Raw genomic sequence first — 13,674 nt, forward strand, 5'->3', positions numbered from 1 at the left:
CAAAATAGGTTGGGGAGGTGAACTTATGGAGAGAAAAATGCTCAGAATTATCGCCGCGGTTGTGATTCTAGTTGTACTTTTTTTGCCCGTATTCCAAGCGTGTGAAGAAGTCCCATATCAAACCACAGAAAAGTATGAGGTACCAGTTAACTACAAAGTTGTGGATGCTTCTTGCTATGGGACAGGCATTCTGGATTGGGAAATCGAATGCACAGTCAAAATTGAAAATGTAGACTCGCAAGGAGGCACATTTACAGTCACGCTAGATTACTACGATTCTGGTAGTTTAGCATACTCAACTAGTGATTCCAAATACATAGGGCCAGGACAAAGTGTGGAATTCAGGTTTAAAAGCCATGGATTAAGTTATTCAACAGACTGGAAAAATAGGTACAGTGTGGATTACGATGTCGATCCCCCTAAAAAGATAGAAACAAGAGTTGTCACAAAATACAGAAAAGAATGTAGATCAGTAAATCTACTCCAATTAATACTCGGATCATGAGTTTAATCTAGTGATTTCCTTGCTTCTTTTTCTTTTTAACCGCTACCAAAAATTTTTAAACCCCTGCCAGATTCACTATAACCGGGAGTGGGCCGGTAGCTCAGCCTGGTATGAGCGCCGCCCTCGCAAGGCGGAGGCCGCGGGTTCAAATCCCGCCCGGTCCACCATAAGAAACTTTGTCTATGCAAAGTTCATCAAAGTTCGTACGTCTCCTTTGGACGAGTTTTCTTCCAAGAGCTTCGCTTCCAACTTGTTCGTTTTACAGTGTTTCACTGATAACAGCGTCTTTGGACGCTGGGAAAGTTAAAAACAAGTTCATACTCACCAGTTCCATAGACACAACGTAGATGAAAAATAGACGGTAGAAGGAAAGGCCATCACTTCTTTAGAATCTCAACTATCTGCTCGGCGACCTGGACGCCGGCCCTCATCTGGGCCTCGACGGTCGAGGCGCCGATGTGCGGGGTGAGGACAACGTTGTCGAACTTCGTAAGCGGATGACCCTCAGGCAGGGGCTCCTCCTCGAAGACGTCCAAGCCAGCTCCAGCAATCCAGCCCTCCCCGAGGGCCTTGACAAGGGCTTCGGTGTCTATAACGGCTCCCCTGGCCGCGTTGATAAGGATGGCGGTCGGCTTCATCAGCTTCAGTCGCTCCTCGTTTATCATGTGGTAGGTAGCATCGATAAGCGGGACGTGAAGCGTAACAACATCGCTCTCCTTGAGAAGCTCCTCCAGGCTGACGAACTTTCCTCCAACTTCTTTGGCCCTTTCCTCATCTGGATATGGGTCGTAGAGGAGGACGTTCATGCCAAGAGCCTTTGCTAGCTTGGCCACGTTGTAGCCTATTCTGCCGAAACCGACTACGCCTATGGTCTTTCCTTCGAGCTCGATCCCCATACACTGCTTCTTGGCCCAAACGCCCCCGCGCATCTTCCTGTCGGCGAAGGCTATCTTTCTGGCAACGGCAAACATGAGGGCGACGACAAGCTCAGCGACGCTCCTGCTTGATGCTCCAGGGCTGTTAACGACCTTTATGCCCCTCTCCTTGGCGGCCTCAAGGTCGATGTTGTCGAGGCCGACGCCAGCCCTTCCGATAACCTTGAGCTTTGGAGCCGCTTCAATAACCTTCCGGGTCACCTTAGGCTTGCTCCTGACTATAATCGCCTCAACATCCTTGGCAAGCTCTATCAGTTTATCCTCATCTGGATACTCCTCACAAACTACCTCAAACCCAGCGTTCTTCAAAACCTCTATTGCCTTCTCGTGAAGCGGTGCGGCAACCAAAACCTTGACCACATTCATCCCCTCCTCTTTATTGCCATGAGCATGACCTGATCGGAGGTGTCCTCAGCGCGGTCGGCTATGTCTCCAATTTTCGTCAGTATCTGGTTCCATACAAGTTTTGCATAGGTTGTGACAGTCTCGCTTTCAAAAACCTTGCCCTTAATGTCGTACTCAACTTCGTCAGCTTTCTCCTCGGCATCTTCAACGACCTTTGCGAGTTCTATGGCCCTGTCAACGTCGGAGTTGAGTGCATTGACAGCCTCGACAAGAACCTTGTACGTCTCGATGGCGGAATCCACAAGCTTCATGAGCTCATCCTTGAGCTCAAGCGGAACTTTCGGCTTAGCCAAGATGAGCGTGTGGGCAGCGCTTTCGGCAGCGTCTGCCACCTGGTCAACCAGCTCTGAAAGCCTGACGTAGTCACCCCGGTTGGCAGGAAGGAAAGCCCCCTCATAGAGCATCGTCTCTATGCTCCTCCTGAGCTTGTCAGCCTTGCTTTCCAGCTGATCCACTTCCCTCTCGAAGGCCTTAGCCCTTTCAAGATCTCCATCCAAGTAAGCAACCATAAGCTCCCTAAAGGCAACGAGGGACTCGTTGACAACCTCAAGGTGCTTTTCAATAGTATCAAAAACCCCACTTTCTTTTCCGCCAAATATGGGCATTTTTCATCCCCCACAATAACCTCGATTGGTGGGTTTATCTACTTTGCTCCTCCTTGGCCTTAATGAGCGCCCAGAGAAGCTCGTTCCGTGGAGCTTCAAGCCCCACACTCCTCGCGTACTCCACTATCTTTCCGTGAATGTAGTCAACCTCTGTCCTCTTTCTTCTCTTTATGTCTTGAAGGGTTGAGTTGTAGTTCTCACGGGTTTTCTCTATTGTGTCCCAGAGAAGCTCCAGTGGGTGGATCTCAAACTCTATCCCCAGCTGCCGCGCCACCGTGCATCCTTCGCGCGCTATATCCACAGAGATGCCCTCGAGGTAGGGATCATCCTTCAGAAAGCCGTTTTTCACTTCGAGAACAGTTCCAAGTCCATTGATGACGGAGTTGACTATGGCCTTCGCCCACTTCCAGCCGATAACGTTCTCGGTTGTGTGCGTTTCTATTCCGGCCCCGTTAAAAGTCTCCGCGACCTCTTCCACGAAGGGATGGGTTCCGGTAGGATACTTTCCTACGACAGTTATTCCCCTGCCGGTCCACTTCACTCTGCCCCACCCAACCAGCATGGCCCCATTGGTTGTTATTCCCCCCATGACGTTTGGAGTTATCTTCAAAGCTAACTCCTCGTTCCCGAGGCCGTTCTGTATACTCAGCACCCAAGTTTTCGGGCCGATGCAGTTCCTTGCACACTCCAGGGCAGTTTTAGTTGAATACGACTTTGTGGCCAGTATGAGAAGATCGGGGGGCTCTTCAGGAGCATAGAGGCTTGCATTGGGATAAACTGTGAACTCCTCAACGCCAAGGACGTGAAGACCGTTCTCATTTATCGCCCTCACCTGATCCTCCCTGCCGATGAGCGTTACATCGTTTCCAGCCCTCGTCAGAAGGGCACCGAAAAGTGAACCTATTGAACCCGCACCGAGGATGTAAATCTTCATCTCACCACCGCAATCATTTAAAGCCTCCCCCTTAAAGCCTTACCGATGAAGCTCAATGTGATTCTGGTCGAACCTGAGGGGCCTGCAAACATAGGCATGATAGCGAGAACGATGAAGAACTTCGGCTTCAATGAGCTAGTCCTGGTCAATCCCAACATCACTGAGGAGAGCTATCTCTATGCAGTCCACGCGCGGGACGTTCTAGAGAGGGCCGCCATCGTCGAGACCTTCGAGGAAGCACTGGGACTCGTGGATCTGGCTGTGGGCACTACCGGGAAGCCAGGGAAGCGCTACATCCCAGACAGGGCACCCATGATGCCCTGGGAATTGGCAGAAGCACTCCAGGGTTATTCAGGTAGGATTGGCATCTTCTTCGGGCGCGAGAGCATCGGCCTGAAGAACGAGGAGCTTGAGAGGATGGATCTAACGGTCACCATCCCGACAAGCGAGATTTACCCAGTCATGAACCTCAGCCAGGCCGTTGCGGTAATACTCTACGAGCTGGCCAAGGGCAGAAGGAAAGCCATCCACCCCTCGCTCGAACCGGCAACGCGGGAGGAGAAGGAGGCCCTCATCAGAACCTGGGGGAGGCTTTTGGACGTTCTGGATTACCCGAAGGACCCCGAGAGGAGAGAGGTTTTTGTCAAGATTTTCCGGCGCTTTGTGGGGCGAACCATCCTCTACGGAAGGGAGGTTCACACGCTCATCGGACCCTTGAGAAAAGCGGCGTTAAGACTGGAGGAATGTGGAGATGCTGAGCGTTGAGCGCTTTGATATTGCGAGGAAAGAAGTCTGGATCGCGGTGATTTTCGACGAGAAAATTCAAGGGATTACCTTCTCCCTAGATGAGGAGGGATTTCTGAGGGAGAGAATCGCCAACATGGCGTTCTTCCTCAAGAAAAGGGGTGTCAATGTCGAATTAACCCTGCTTGAGTCAGACTATCCCAGACTCGTCCGCGACGTCATTCTTGGAAAACTCGAGAACGAGGAGCTCCTTCCGGAGCTGGGTTTTCTGGGTGTAACATCCTTTGAGCGCCGTGTTTACGAATGGCTAACAAAAAGGGTTAAAAGAGGAAGCGTTGTAACGTATGGAGAGCTGGCAAAGACCCTTGGAACTTCCCCGAGGGCCATTGGAGGGGCGATGAAGAGGAACCCCTACCCCATAGTCGTTCCCTGTCACAGAGTCGTGGCCTGGGACGGACCTGGCTATTACACGCCAAAGCTCGAGTACAAGGCCTTCCTGCTGAAGCTTGAGGGGGTGGAAGAATGGACAAGCTCAAAGCGTACCTGATAGGATTCTTAATTGCCGTCATAGTGATAGCCGCCGGCATAGTCTGGTACGGTGGCTGGAAGCTGCTACTCCAGGTGGTTTTAGCCCTTGGATTCCTCAGCGTCACGCTGATGCTGCTCTTCTTCACCGCGCTGACGTTCTACGCCGAGAGCTGGAAGTACGGAGGGATACTGGCGATTTTCACCGTCATCAGCAGCTACGGTCTCTACTTAAGTGCCACTTGGAATCGCACCGATTGGCAGCATCTTTACCCCGTTGGTTGGATAATAGTATTCTTCGTTGCAATTCTTGCCTTCGGCATATGGTACATCAGCGAGCCCGATCTGGGCCTGGCCGACCGCTTCCGCTCGGCCGAGAAGCTCGAGAGGATGGGCAAGTACAAGGCAGCAGCCAGAAAGTACGAAAAGGCCGGCAACTATCTGAAGGCCGCCGAGATGTACGAGAGGCTCGGCTGGATGGAGAGCGCAGCCTGGGCCTACGAGAAGGCCAAGAAGTACGAGAAAGCGGCTGAGATATACGAAGCCCTCTATGAGAAGGAGAAGGACACCTACTACCTCAAGGAGGCCCACGAGTACTGGAAGAAGGCTGGGAACATGGACAGGGCAGCTAAGGCCCTTGAGAAGTACGCCGAGGAGGAGCCCTGGTTCTGGGAAGATGTCGCTAAGCTCTACGAGGAGCTGGGCAAAGAGGAGAAAGCTAGGGAGGCATGGGAAAAGGCCCTGGATTACTACACCAAGGAAGCACAGGAGGAAGGCGTCTTCTGGGAGGACGTCGGAAACATAGCAAGAAAGCTCGGAAGGGAGGAACTCGCCAGGGAAGCCTACAAGAAGTTCCTCGAGTACTGCCTCAAGGAGGCCGAAGAAGACCCGATGTGGTGGAAGCACGTCGCTGAGGCCTATGAGTACCTCGGCGAGAAGGAGAAGGCCCAAGAGGCAAAGAAGAGGTACGAAGAGTACAGGACGAAGATAATAAAGGCGAACGAGGAGACATCGAAGTTCCCAGAGGAAAGGTGATTCTCCACTCTTTCTTTTTCCGGGGGTGAGAAATTGTCAAGAGATAGACCCCCAAAGGAGAGGCCAAAGCTTAATATCCTCAAGCTGTCAAAGATGCCCATAAGGCTCGTGATGGAGAAAAACTTCCTCAGGCTCTCTCCCGATGATAAAATAGAGAAGCTCATAAAGGAGCTCGAGCATCAAACCTGCGCTGTCGTCACTGATGACGATGGAAAGCTTCTTGGATTAATTTCGATCGACGAGATAATAAACCTCGTAATCCCTCCTTCTGACTACATCCTCGTAGGACTTGACGCGATTAAGGAGGCACATTTCGACTGGGATAGACCCGTAAGTGACATAATGAACCCCCGACCAATAATCCTCAGTCCGAACGACAGTCTCGGCTATGCCCTCGAAATGATGCTTGAAACCGGTATCAAGCAGTTTCCAGTTGTTGATAAGAAAAAGACCGTCCTAGGAACGTTTTCCGCCCAGAGTATTGTGAGGATTCTCAGGGTATTTGTCAGGTGAGTTTGTATGGAACTCGAGCTGATACTCTACCTAGCCCTCATGCTCGCAGTTGCCGAGACCTTTGGATGGATATTCGCAAGGATAGAGCAACCCGTCGTCCTAGGCCAGATTATCGGCGGCATACTGCTCGGCATGTTCTTTCCCCCAACCACAGAAGTGAAGGATATTTCAATGCTCGGCGTCCTGCTCCTCCTCTTCCTTGCAGGCCTGGAAAGTAGCGTTGATGAGCTAAAGGAAGCCGGTAAAGCTGGACTCTCTGTGGCAGTGGTTGGAGTTGCAATTGCCTTCCTCATGGGTTTCGGCATTGTGTATCCCTTCAAGGGCTTTGAACAGGCTCTCCTATACGGTGCCCTGATGACTCCAACGAGCGTGAGCCTGACGGTTAGGGTTCTTATGGAGCTTGACGCGCTCAAGACTGTTGAGGGCAACACCATACTGACGGCCGCTATAGTCGATGATATTCTCGGCATAGTTATCCTGAGCATTGTCATTTCGATGCTTGTTCAGGGCGGCATTAATCCAATTGGGATAGGTCTCATCTTTGCCAAGGTTATCGTCTTCATACTGGCCTCGATTTACGTTGTCCCGCCTGCGATAGACAGACTGCTGAGAAAGGTCGTCCACCTGGGCTTTGCAGATTCGACGATAACCCTATCGATGGCGACTCTCTTCGCTTTTGCCTATTTAGCGGAGCACATGAATTTAGCCTCTATCCTTGGAGCCTACCTCTTCGGTCTCAGTCTAAGCGAGACTGAATTCAGAAGGCCAATATTCGAGCACACAAGGATCCTGGCCCACTCTATGTTCATTCCGTTGTTCTTCGTTGACGTTGGCATGAACATCCCGCTCAGAAGCATCTCCGAGGTAGGGGTCTTCGCACTGGTTTTCAGCCTTGGAGCGATAGCCAGCAAGGTTATAGGATGCGGCCTCGGAGCTCTCCTGGCCGGACTTGACCGCAGACAGTCGCTTAGGGTTGGAATAGGCATGATTCCAAGGATGGGCGTTGAGCTCGCGATGCTCGCCATAGCTATGAACGCTGGTATAGTCGGTGAGGATGCCTACGTGGTCATCGTGCTGATGATATTCCTGAGCACGCTTGTCACGCCGCCTCTCCTTAAGATGGCATTCAAAGAGGAAGCATCATCGGAATACTATCCCAACCTTTTGAGCTAGAAACCTTCCTTAGGTTTCAGCGTGTCATTTCCTGCCCTTCTTGTATTTCTTCAGGTTTCCACGCCATAATGGATCTTTCCGCTTTTTCCATTCCCAAATGAGGAGCAAAACAACAAATGTCATCAAAAGAAGAACTCCAAAGGTTTTCTGCCTCTCAACGTAGAGTATCCTGTAGAGGGTTGGGTGACGCCAGAACAGTTTGGATTCAAAAGAATCATCGCAGAGGTCTGGACATGCACCAAAGACCCAGCAAGGGTCAATCAGAACCCGCTGCTGGTATAATCTTACGCTTTCGTTCTTTTCCACAAGAGTGCCGTAAATCTCATCGTAACAACCAAGAGAGACTCCGCATTCTCCATAACACGCCTTTATTTTGTCGTGAACATTGCATTGTACGCTGTAATCGAGGCCTGCCACTTCCGAGAAGAAAAGGTTAAGTCTCCGGGAAGAATGCCAAGGGACTTGTTTTTGATAAGACTAAAGTTGTATTTGTTCAATCTAAAAGGATCCAAGGATGACGCAGGAGAAAGTTTCGCCGTAAGACTGTCCTTAGTTGCAAGTATTATCTGGTCATGAGTCTCGTTATATGGAATTCTCACAATGATTTTATCCCCAGTCAGGTCAAAAATCTCGCTAGCGGTGCAATTCCAACATTCTATACTAACCGACCTAACGGTTTCATCAGGGCTCACAACCTCGAAGAGGTTAACCGTGGCCACCTGCGGCAGAAGGAACAGGAACACCAGAAAGACCGCAAGTTCCCGTTTTATAGGCATCTAAGAAAATATGGGAGAAAGAACTTAAACATTACGCTCATAAATAGTCATCGAAACTCGCCAACCTTTTTAAAATCCAGCCCGGATTTTTCTCAAGGTGATAGCGATGATGGGAATGAACCCAAGGCAGATGAAGAAGCTCATGCGCCAGATGGGCATCAAGATGGAGGAGCTTGAAAACGTTGAGGAGGTCGTTATAAAGCTCCCAGACAGGGAGATAATCCTCCGTGACGTTTCAGCTATGGTGATAACCGCTCAGGGCGAGAAGAGCTACCAGATAGTTGCTGGCAGGGAGGAAGTAAGGCCAATCCTCAAGATTTCCGAGGAGGACATAAAGCTCGTCATGGAGCAGGCGGGCGTTGACTACGAGACGGCAAAGAAGGCGCTGGAAGAGGCAGAGGGCGACCTCGCGGAGGCCATCCTCAAGCTCACTGAAGGCTGAGAAATTTTCCTTATTATTAAATACAAAGTAGAAAGGGAAATCACTCCGTCCCATGCTCTTTTTCAAAGGTCTCTATGGCCTTCATGAGCGGTATGAGGTGCATAAGCGCTGGACCGCCGGCCATGAGAACCGCGACGAGACCGGCCTCGATGAGCTCTTCTTTCTTAGCGCCCGCTTCGAGTGCCTTCTGGGTGTGGAGATAGATGCACCACTCACAGCCCTGAGCTATGCCGAGGGCAAGGGCAATAAGCTCCTTCTCCCTCGTTGTGAGGGCCTTGTTGTCAACAACCTCGCGGAGGAACCTAGAAAAGGCGGCTATCTCTTTCGGGTGCTCCTTACCGAGTTTGTCAAGGAGCTCCCCTATTTCCTTCAACTTAACCTGGACGTCCTCACAGTCCATGGGGATCACCGTATAAAGATTGCATTCCAAGTTTAAAGGCCTATCCCAAACTTTGGGTTGAGAACTACCCGCTCCAAAAGGATATAAAGGGAGAAACCGAGGCTCTGATGATGAGAGCAATAGGGGTCATCAGAAAATCCAGGCGCGAGAGGATAAGCCGGGAAGAGTTCGAGGAGCTGTTAAGGAGTGCCGGCTACGAGGTAGTGGCGATTCTCGAACAGAACCGTGAAGAGCACCCTAAGTACAACATCGGAAAGGGAAAGCTCGAGGAGCTCAAAGAGCTCGTGAGGGAGCTTCAGCCGGATAAGGTCATCTTCGCCAACAAGCTCACGCCAAGCCAGGCCTACAACCTTTGGAAGGAGCTGAGGGTGGAAATAATAGACAAGTGGCAGCTGGTTCTTGAAATATTCGAGAGGCGCGCGCATTCAAAAGAGGCAAAGCTCCAGGTGGAGCTAGCGAGCCTGCAGTACGAGGTTCCCCTCGTGAAGGAGGCCATCAGGAGAATAAAGCTCGGCGATAGGGCAGGATTCAAGGGAATGGGTGAGTATCAGACCCAGCAGTACCTTAAGCACATCCGCTACCGCATGGGCAAGATAAGGAAGGAGCTGGAAAGGGTAAAGGCAGACCGAGAGGTTAAAAGGAAGCGCAGGGAAGAGGTTGGCTTCATCCTGCTCGCCTTAGCGGGCTACACGAACGCCGGAAAGTCAACACTCCTCAACACCCTCGCGGGGGAGGAGATAGAGGCGAGAGACCAGATGTTCACCACCCTGGACACGACGACGAGGCGCTTCAAGCTCGGCGGTAAGAGGGTTCTCGTCACCGACACGGTCGGCTTCATTGACGGTCTCCCGCCGTTTATCGTTGAAGCCTTCCACTCCACGCTGGAGGAGATAGTTAAGGCCGATATAGTCCTGCTCGTTCTCGATGTGAGCGAGCCCTGGCCGGAAATACGGAGGAAGTTCCTAGCATCGCTCAACGTCTTGAGGGAGCTTAAGACCCTGGATAAGCCCATGGTAGTCGTCCTCAACAAGAGGGACCTGACGAGCGAGGAGGACGTTAAAGATAAGGCTGAGAGGATAATAGAGATAGTCGAGGAGAGGGGGATAAACGTCTCCCGTGTCGTTTCCATCTCGGCCAAGTTCGGTCAGTTGGAGGAGCTTTATGGGGCGCTGGAAGAGGTGGTACTAACCCTGCCCAAGTACGGGGCCTTTGAGATAACCGTGAGGGAGCCTGAGAAAGTTCCTCAGGTCATGGCTCTGATAAATGCTATTGGTGAGGTTTTGTCCGTTGAGTACGGTGAGGAGACGAAAATAGAAGCCTACATCCAGACGGGAATGATAAAGGAGCTGACGAGGCTGGGGGTCGAGATAAAGCGGCTAAACCAGCCCCACCAATGAGAAAGCCTTGAAGATTCCAAGGGCAATGAATATCGCCGTCAGCGGCGTCGCTACCCAGCCGAAGACTATGTCCTTTATGACGGACTTGTCAACGCCCTCTCCCGCGATGAGACCGACTCCTATGACTCCACCGACTATGGACTGGCTGGAGCTCACCGGGAGACCGAAGATATTGGCAAGGCTCACAGCTATTGCCGAACCGAACTGTGCTGCGAAGGCCGAGATCGGGCCGAGGGCGGTTATCTTCTTTCCAACAGTGTGCATCACCGCGTAGCTAAAAGTTAGAGCGCCTATCGAGAGCGCTATCGCGCCAAAAATTCCGGCAATCTTCGGCTCCACGAAGCCGGCACCGACCAGAGGTCCAGATGCATTGGCGACCTCGTTGGTGCCGAAGTTAAAGGCCATGTACGAGCCGCCGAGTATAGCGAGAGCCTTGTAGAGGGCCTCAATCGTAGAGACGCTTTTTATGCTCGAAATAACCTTGGAATAGAACTTGTACAGGATTATCGCCAGAATCCCAGACAGTATGGGCGAGACAACCCACGCAGATGCTATTTTAACGAGCGTATACCAGTTGATTGGAGCATCTACAGCAAGACCGACTCCTATAACACCGCCAACTATGGCCTGAGTCGTGGAAACCGGAAGGCCCTTGACGGTGGCTATCGTGACCCATACTCCAGCGGCGAGAAGCGCTATTACCGCCATCTCCATCGTGAGGTAGCCTTCGGGGACGATGCCCTTGCCGACGGTTTTCATAACTTTGTATCCCTTCAGATAGGCACCCATCAGGACGAATATCGCTATGGTGAGGGTTGCTTGCCGGAAGCTGAGTATTCCGGCACCTACTGCCGTCCCCATAGCGTTGGCTGAGTCGTTCGAACCTATGTTCCAAGCTATGTAGAATGCCACTGCTATTGCTGCTATCACTAGCCCGTCCATAAGGATCACCTATATAGTCTATATATCTCCCTTTAGACTGTGGCTTAAAAAATTTTGCCAATGACTGTACGAACTTTTTTCGAGAAATGATGCCATAATTGTTCCATTGACGACTGACAAAGTTCATGCCTACCCAAAGACATCTGCCGAAGGCTGCTTAACCCAATACCGAAACTTAAATAAATGCAATAGATGAATAAGTTTTGACAAATTTAAGGAGGCAGGAATGATGATAGAGATTCGTTTTCACGGTAGGGGTGGACAGGGTGCAGTTACGGCTGCCAACATATTAGCTTCAGCCGCTTTCCTTGAGGGCAAATACGTCCAGGCGTTCCCGTTCTTCGGAGTTGAGAGGCGTGGAGCACCTGTTACGGCATTCACCAGGATCGACGAGAAGCCCATCAGGATTAAGACCCAGATCTACGAACCTGACATAGTCGTCGTCCTTGATCCGTCCCTCCTCGACACTGTCGATGTCACCGCAGGTCTCAAGGACGGTGGAATCGTTATCGTCAACACCGAGAAAAGCAAGGAAGAAGTCCTCGAGAAGCTCAAGAAGAAGCCCGCCAAGCTCGCTCTGGTCGACGCCACCACTATAGCCCTTGAGATACTCGGCCTCCCGATCACTAACACCGCCATTCTCGGTGCCGTCGCCAAGGCCACTGGCGTTGTCAGCCTTGAGCACGTCCAGAAGGCCATCCAGGACGTCTTCTCCGGAGCCCTCGGCGAAAAGAATGCCAAGGCTGCAGAAGAGGCCTTCAACAAGACTGTCATTTACGAACTCTGATTCTCTTTCCTTATAATCCTTACAAGGGGTGAAGAGGGTTGAACACGTTGTTTGGTGAAAAGAAAGAAGGGGCCACCAAAATCGTCCTCAAATCCGTGGACGAGTATCCAGAGGCCCCTATAACCCTGGGAACGACCCTCATCAACTTCACTGGTGACTGGAGGACGTTCATACCAGTCGTTGATGATAACAAGTGCGTCAAGTGTTACATCTGCTGGAAGTTCTGCCCCGAGCCAGCAATATACATCCGCGAGGACGGCTACGTCGGCATCGACTATGACTACTGTAAGGGCTGCGGTATCTGTGCGAACGAATGCCCAACCAAGGCCATAACGATGGAGAAAGAAGAGAAGTGAGGTGTTGAGCATGGAATACAAGCCAATTAGAAAGGTTGTGAGCGGCAACTACGCGGCCGCTTACGCCGCCAAGCACGCCCGCGTTGAGGTTGTGGCTGCTTATCCAATCACCCCTCAGACGAGCATCATCGAGAAGATAGCGGAGTTCATAGCCAACGGTGAGGTTGAGAACCTTCAGTACGTGGCTGTTGAGAGTGAGCACTCTGCCATGGCCGCATGTATAGGAGCTTCAGCAGCTGGAGCGAGGGCCTTTACGGCAACCTCCGCCCAGGGTCTTGCTTTGATGCACGAGATGCTCCACTGGGCGAGCGGCGCGAGGTTGCCGATAGTTATGGTCGACGTCAACAGGGCTATGGCCCCGCCGTGGAGCGTCTGGGACGACCAGACCGACTCCCTAGCCCAGCGCGATACGGGCTGGATGCAGTTCTACGCCGAAAACAATCAGGAGGTTTATGACGGCGTTCTGATGGCCTTTAAGGTTGCTGAGACCGTCAATCTGCCAGCGATGGTCGTTGAGAGCGCATTCATCCTGAGTCATACCTACGACATCGTTGAAATGATCCCCCAAGAACTCGTCGATGAGTTCCTCCCGCCAAGGAAGCCGCTCTACACGCTCACCGACTTCGACAACCCAGTCTCTGTTGGAGCCCTCGGAACTCCCGCTGACTACTACGAGTTCCGTTACAAGATAGAAAAGGCCATGGAGAAGGCTAGAAAGGTCATCAAGGAAGTCGGCAAGGAGTTCGGCGAGATGTTTGGAAGGGACTACAGCCAGATGATAGAGCTCTACAGGACTGACGATGCTGACTTCGTCTTCATGGGCATGGGTTCACTTATGGGAACCGTTAAGCAGGCCGTTGACATTCTCCGTGAGGAGGGCTACAAGGTCGGAGCAGCCAAGGTCCGCTGGTTCAGGCCATTCCCGAAGGACGAGCTCTACGAACTGGCCAAGAATGTGGAGGGAATAGCCGTCCTCGACAGGAACTTCTCATTTGGCCAAGAGGGCATACTCTTCAACGAGGCCAAGGGTGTGCTCTACAACACCGACGCAAGACCGATCATAAAGAACTACATCGTCGGCCTTGGAGGCAGAGACTTCACTGTGAGCGATGTCAAGAAGATAGCAGAGAACATGAAGGCAGTCATCGAGAAAGGAGAACTAGATGTAGAGGTGGACTGGTACCACCTTAAGAGGTGAGA

18 protein-coding genes and 1 tRNA gene are annotated in these 13,674 nt (G+C 51.6%); 12 read left to right on the plus strand and 7 right to left on the minus strand.

Annotation, left to right across the window (positions count from 1 at the left end; translation table 11 throughout):
- Positions 1-25 precede the first annotated feature (25 nt).
- Both E3E33_RS05205 and E3E33_RS05210 read left to right on the plus strand, forming a co-directional pair.
- Entirely contained in the window at positions 26-505 is a 480-nt protein-coding gene (locus E3E33_RS05205; RefSeq protein WP_167710892.1) for a hypothetical protein, read from the plus strand.
- A gap of 89 nt (positions 506-594) precedes the next feature.
- Positions 595-672: transfer RNA gene (locus tag E3E33_RS05210), tRNA-Ala, on the plus strand.
- A gap of 210 nt (positions 673-882) precedes the next feature.
- On the opposite strand, the gene E3E33_RS05215 is transcribed toward E3E33_RS05210, so the two are convergent.
- Genes E3E33_RS05215 through E3E33_RS05225 form a run of 3 tightly spaced genes read right to left on the minus strand, consistent with a single transcriptional unit; the run spans position 883 to position 3,384 of the window.
- The gene (locus tag E3E33_RS05215) at positions 883-1,806 is read right to left on the minus strand and encodes a hydroxyacid dehydrogenase (RefSeq protein WP_167710893.1); all 924 of its coding nucleotides are present in this window, start codon (positions 1,804-1,806) and stop codon (positions 883-885) included.
- A complete protein-coding gene (locus E3E33_RS05220; protein ID WP_012572426.1) occupies positions 1,803-2,450 on the minus strand; it encodes a TIGR00153 family protein in 648 nt (215 codons plus the stop codon). Before E3E33_RS05220 ends, E3E33_RS05215 begins: the two co-directional genes overlap by 4 nt.
- Positions 2,451-2,484: 34 nt before the next feature.
- Entirely contained in the window at positions 2,485-3,384 is a 900-nt protein-coding gene (locus E3E33_RS05225) for a 2-dehydropantoate 2-reductase (protein ID WP_167710894.1), read from the minus strand.
- Between the two features lie 45 nt (positions 3,385-3,429).
- On the opposite strand from E3E33_RS05225, the gene E3E33_RS05230 reads away from it, so the two are divergent.
- Genes E3E33_RS05230 through E3E33_RS05250 form a run of 5 tightly spaced genes read left to right on the plus strand, consistent with a single transcriptional unit; the run spans position 3,430 to position 7,374 of the window.
- On the plus strand, positions 3,430-4,149 hold the full coding sequence (locus tag E3E33_RS05230; RefSeq protein WP_167710895.1) for an RNA methyltransferase: 720 nt from the start codon (positions 3,430-3,432) through the stop codon (positions 4,147-4,149).
- A complete protein-coding gene (gene otg, locus E3E33_RS05235) occupies positions 4,136-4,675 on the plus strand; it encodes a methylated-DNA--protein-cysteine methyltransferase (protein ID WP_167710896.1) in 540 nt (179 codons plus the stop codon). The genes E3E33_RS05230 and otg overlap by 14 nt, the downstream gene beginning before the upstream one ends.
- A complete protein-coding gene (locus E3E33_RS05240; protein WP_167710897.1) occupies positions 4,651-5,688 on the plus strand; it encodes a tetratricopeptide repeat protein in 1,038 nt (345 codons plus the stop codon). The genes otg and E3E33_RS05240 overlap by 25 nt, the downstream gene beginning before the upstream one ends.
- Positions 5,689-5,721: 33 nt before the next feature.
- Positions 5,722-6,201 (plus strand): CBS domain-containing protein, encoded by a 480-nt coding sequence (locus E3E33_RS05245; RefSeq protein ID WP_012572431.1) that lies wholly within the window; start codon positions 5,722-5,724, stop codon positions 6,199-6,201.
- 6 nt (positions 6,202-6,207) lie between these two features.
- On the plus strand, positions 6,208-7,374 hold the full coding sequence (locus E3E33_RS05250; protein ID WP_167710898.1) for a cation:proton antiporter: 1,167 nt from the start codon (positions 6,208-6,210) through the stop codon (positions 7,372-7,374).
- A 24-nt stretch (positions 7,375-7,398) separates the two neighbouring features.
- Here the strand turns inward: E3E33_RS05250 and E3E33_RS05255 are convergent, their stop codons facing one another.
- Both E3E33_RS05255 and E3E33_RS05260 read right to left on the minus strand, forming a co-directional pair.
- Entirely contained in the window at positions 7,399-7,791 is a 393-nt protein-coding gene (locus E3E33_RS05255) for a hypothetical protein (RefSeq protein WP_167710899.1), read from the minus strand.
- Positions 7,743-8,117, minus strand: coding sequence for a hypothetical protein (locus tag E3E33_RS05260; protein ID WP_167731672.1), 375 nt, complete (start codon positions 8,115-8,117; stop codon positions 7,743-7,745). Before E3E33_RS05260 ends, E3E33_RS05255 begins: the two co-directional genes overlap by 49 nt.
- Positions 8,118-8,256: 139 nt before the next feature.
- Here E3E33_RS05260 and E3E33_RS05265 point away from each other — a divergent pair, with 139 nt between their 5' ends.
- A complete protein-coding gene (locus E3E33_RS05265; RefSeq protein WP_167710960.1) occupies positions 8,257-8,592 on the plus strand; it encodes a nascent polypeptide-associated complex protein in 336 nt (111 codons plus the stop codon).
- A 40-nt stretch (positions 8,593-8,632) separates the two neighbouring features.
- On the opposite strand, the gene E3E33_RS05270 is transcribed toward E3E33_RS05265, so the two are convergent.
- On the minus strand, positions 8,633-8,992 hold the full coding sequence (locus tag E3E33_RS05270; RefSeq protein ID WP_167710961.1) for a carboxymuconolactone decarboxylase family protein: 360 nt from the start codon (positions 8,990-8,992) through the stop codon (positions 8,633-8,635).
- A gap of 110 nt (positions 8,993-9,102) precedes the next feature.
- Here E3E33_RS05270 and hflX point away from each other — a divergent pair, with 110 nt between their 5' ends.
- Positions 9,103-10,389 carry a GTPase HflX gene (gene hflX, locus E3E33_RS05275; protein WP_167710900.1) on the plus strand — a complete coding sequence of 429 codons (1,287 nt, stop codon included), beginning with the start codon at positions 9,103-9,105 and terminating at the stop codon, positions 10,387-10,389.
- Here hflX and E3E33_RS05280 read toward each other — a convergent pair.
- On the minus strand, positions 10,369-11,331 hold the full coding sequence (locus E3E33_RS05280) for an inorganic phosphate transporter (protein WP_012572437.1): 963 nt from the start codon (positions 11,329-11,331) through the stop codon (positions 10,369-10,371). The genes hflX and E3E33_RS05280 overlap by 21 nt on opposite strands.
- Before the next feature lie 229 nt (positions 11,332-11,560).
- Between E3E33_RS05280 and E3E33_RS05285 the strand changes: the two genes are divergently transcribed.
- Genes E3E33_RS05285 through porA form a run of 3 tightly spaced genes read left to right on the plus strand, consistent with a single transcriptional unit; the run spans position 11,561 to position 13,672 of the window.
- Positions 11,561-12,118 carry a pyruvate/ketoisovalerate ferredoxin oxidoreductase subunit gamma gene (locus E3E33_RS05285; RefSeq protein WP_048055181.1) on the plus strand — a complete coding sequence of 186 codons (558 nt, stop codon included), beginning with the start codon at positions 11,561-11,563 and terminating at the stop codon, positions 12,116-12,118.
- Positions 12,119-12,156: 38 nt separating this feature from the next.
- Entirely contained in the window at positions 12,157-12,474 is a 318-nt protein-coding gene (locus E3E33_RS05290) for a 3-methyl-2-oxobutanoate dehydrogenase subunit delta (RefSeq protein WP_048055100.1), read from the plus strand.
- 10 nt (positions 12,475-12,484) lie between these two features.
- Complete coding sequence (porA, locus tag E3E33_RS05295) at positions 12,485-13,672, plus strand: 2-ketoisovalerate ferredoxin oxidoreductase subunit alpha (protein WP_012572440.1); 1,188 nt, start codon at positions 12,485-12,487, stop codon at positions 13,670-13,672.
- Positions 13,673-13,674 lie beyond the last annotated feature (2 nt).

Source organism: Thermococcus sp. GR5, from assembly GCF_012027535.1.
Classification (GTDB): Archaea; Methanobacteriota_B; Thermococci; order Thermococcales; family Thermococcaceae; genus Thermococcus; species Thermococcus onnurineus.

Bases quoted from the DNA above. Each gene is read 5' to 3' on its own strand.
- otg (WP_167710896.1), top strand. From the start codon at position 4,136: ATGCTGAGCGTTGAGCGCTTTGATATTGCGAGGAAAGAAGTCTGGATC.
- E3E33_RS05285 (WP_048055181.1), top strand. From the start codon at position 11,561: ATGATAGAGATTCGTTTTCACGGTAGGGGTGGACAGGGTGCAGTTACG.
- E3E33_RS05220 (WP_012572426.1), bottom strand. From the start codon at position 2,450: ATGCCCATATTTGGCGGAAAAGAAAGTGGGGTTTTTGATACTATTGAA.
- E3E33_RS05230 (WP_167710895.1), top strand. From the start codon at position 3,430: ATGAAGCTCAATGTGATTCTGGTCGAACCTGAGGGGCCTGCAAACATA.
- E3E33_RS05270 (WP_167710961.1), bottom strand. From the start codon at position 8,992: ATGGACTGTGAGGACGTCCAGGTTAAGTTGAAGGAAATAGGGGAGCTC.
- E3E33_RS05265 (WP_167710960.1), top strand. From the start codon at position 8,257: ATGATGGGAATGAACCCAAGGCAGATGAAGAAGCTCATGCGCCAGATG.
- E3E33_RS05225 (WP_167710894.1), bottom strand. From the start codon at position 3,384: ATGAAGATTTACATCCTCGGTGCGGGTTCAATAGGTTCACTTTTCGGT.
- E3E33_RS05280 (WP_012572437.1), bottom strand. From the start codon at position 11,331: ATGGACGGGCTAGTGATAGCAGCAATAGCAGTGGCATTCTACATAGCT.
- E3E33_RS05205 (WP_167710892.1), top strand. From the start codon at position 26: ATGGAGAGAAAAATGCTCAGAATTATCGCCGCGGTTGTGATTCTAGTT.
- hflX (WP_167710900.1), top strand. From the start codon at position 9,103: ATGAGAGCAATAGGGGTCATCAGAAAATCCAGGCGCGAGAGGATAAGC.
- E3E33_RS05240 (WP_167710897.1), top strand. From the start codon at position 4,651: ATGGACAAGCTCAAAGCGTACCTGATAGGATTCTTAATTGCCGTCATA.
- E3E33_RS05250 (WP_167710898.1), top strand. From the start codon at position 6,208: ATGGAACTCGAGCTGATACTCTACCTAGCCCTCATGCTCGCAGTTGCC.
- porA (WP_012572440.1), top strand. From the start codon at position 12,485: ATGGAATACAAGCCAATTAGAAAGGTTGTGAGCGGCAACTACGCGGCC.
- E3E33_RS05215 (WP_167710893.1), bottom strand. From the start codon at position 1,806: ATGAATGTGGTCAAGGTTTTGGTTGCCGCACCGCTTCACGAGAAGGCA.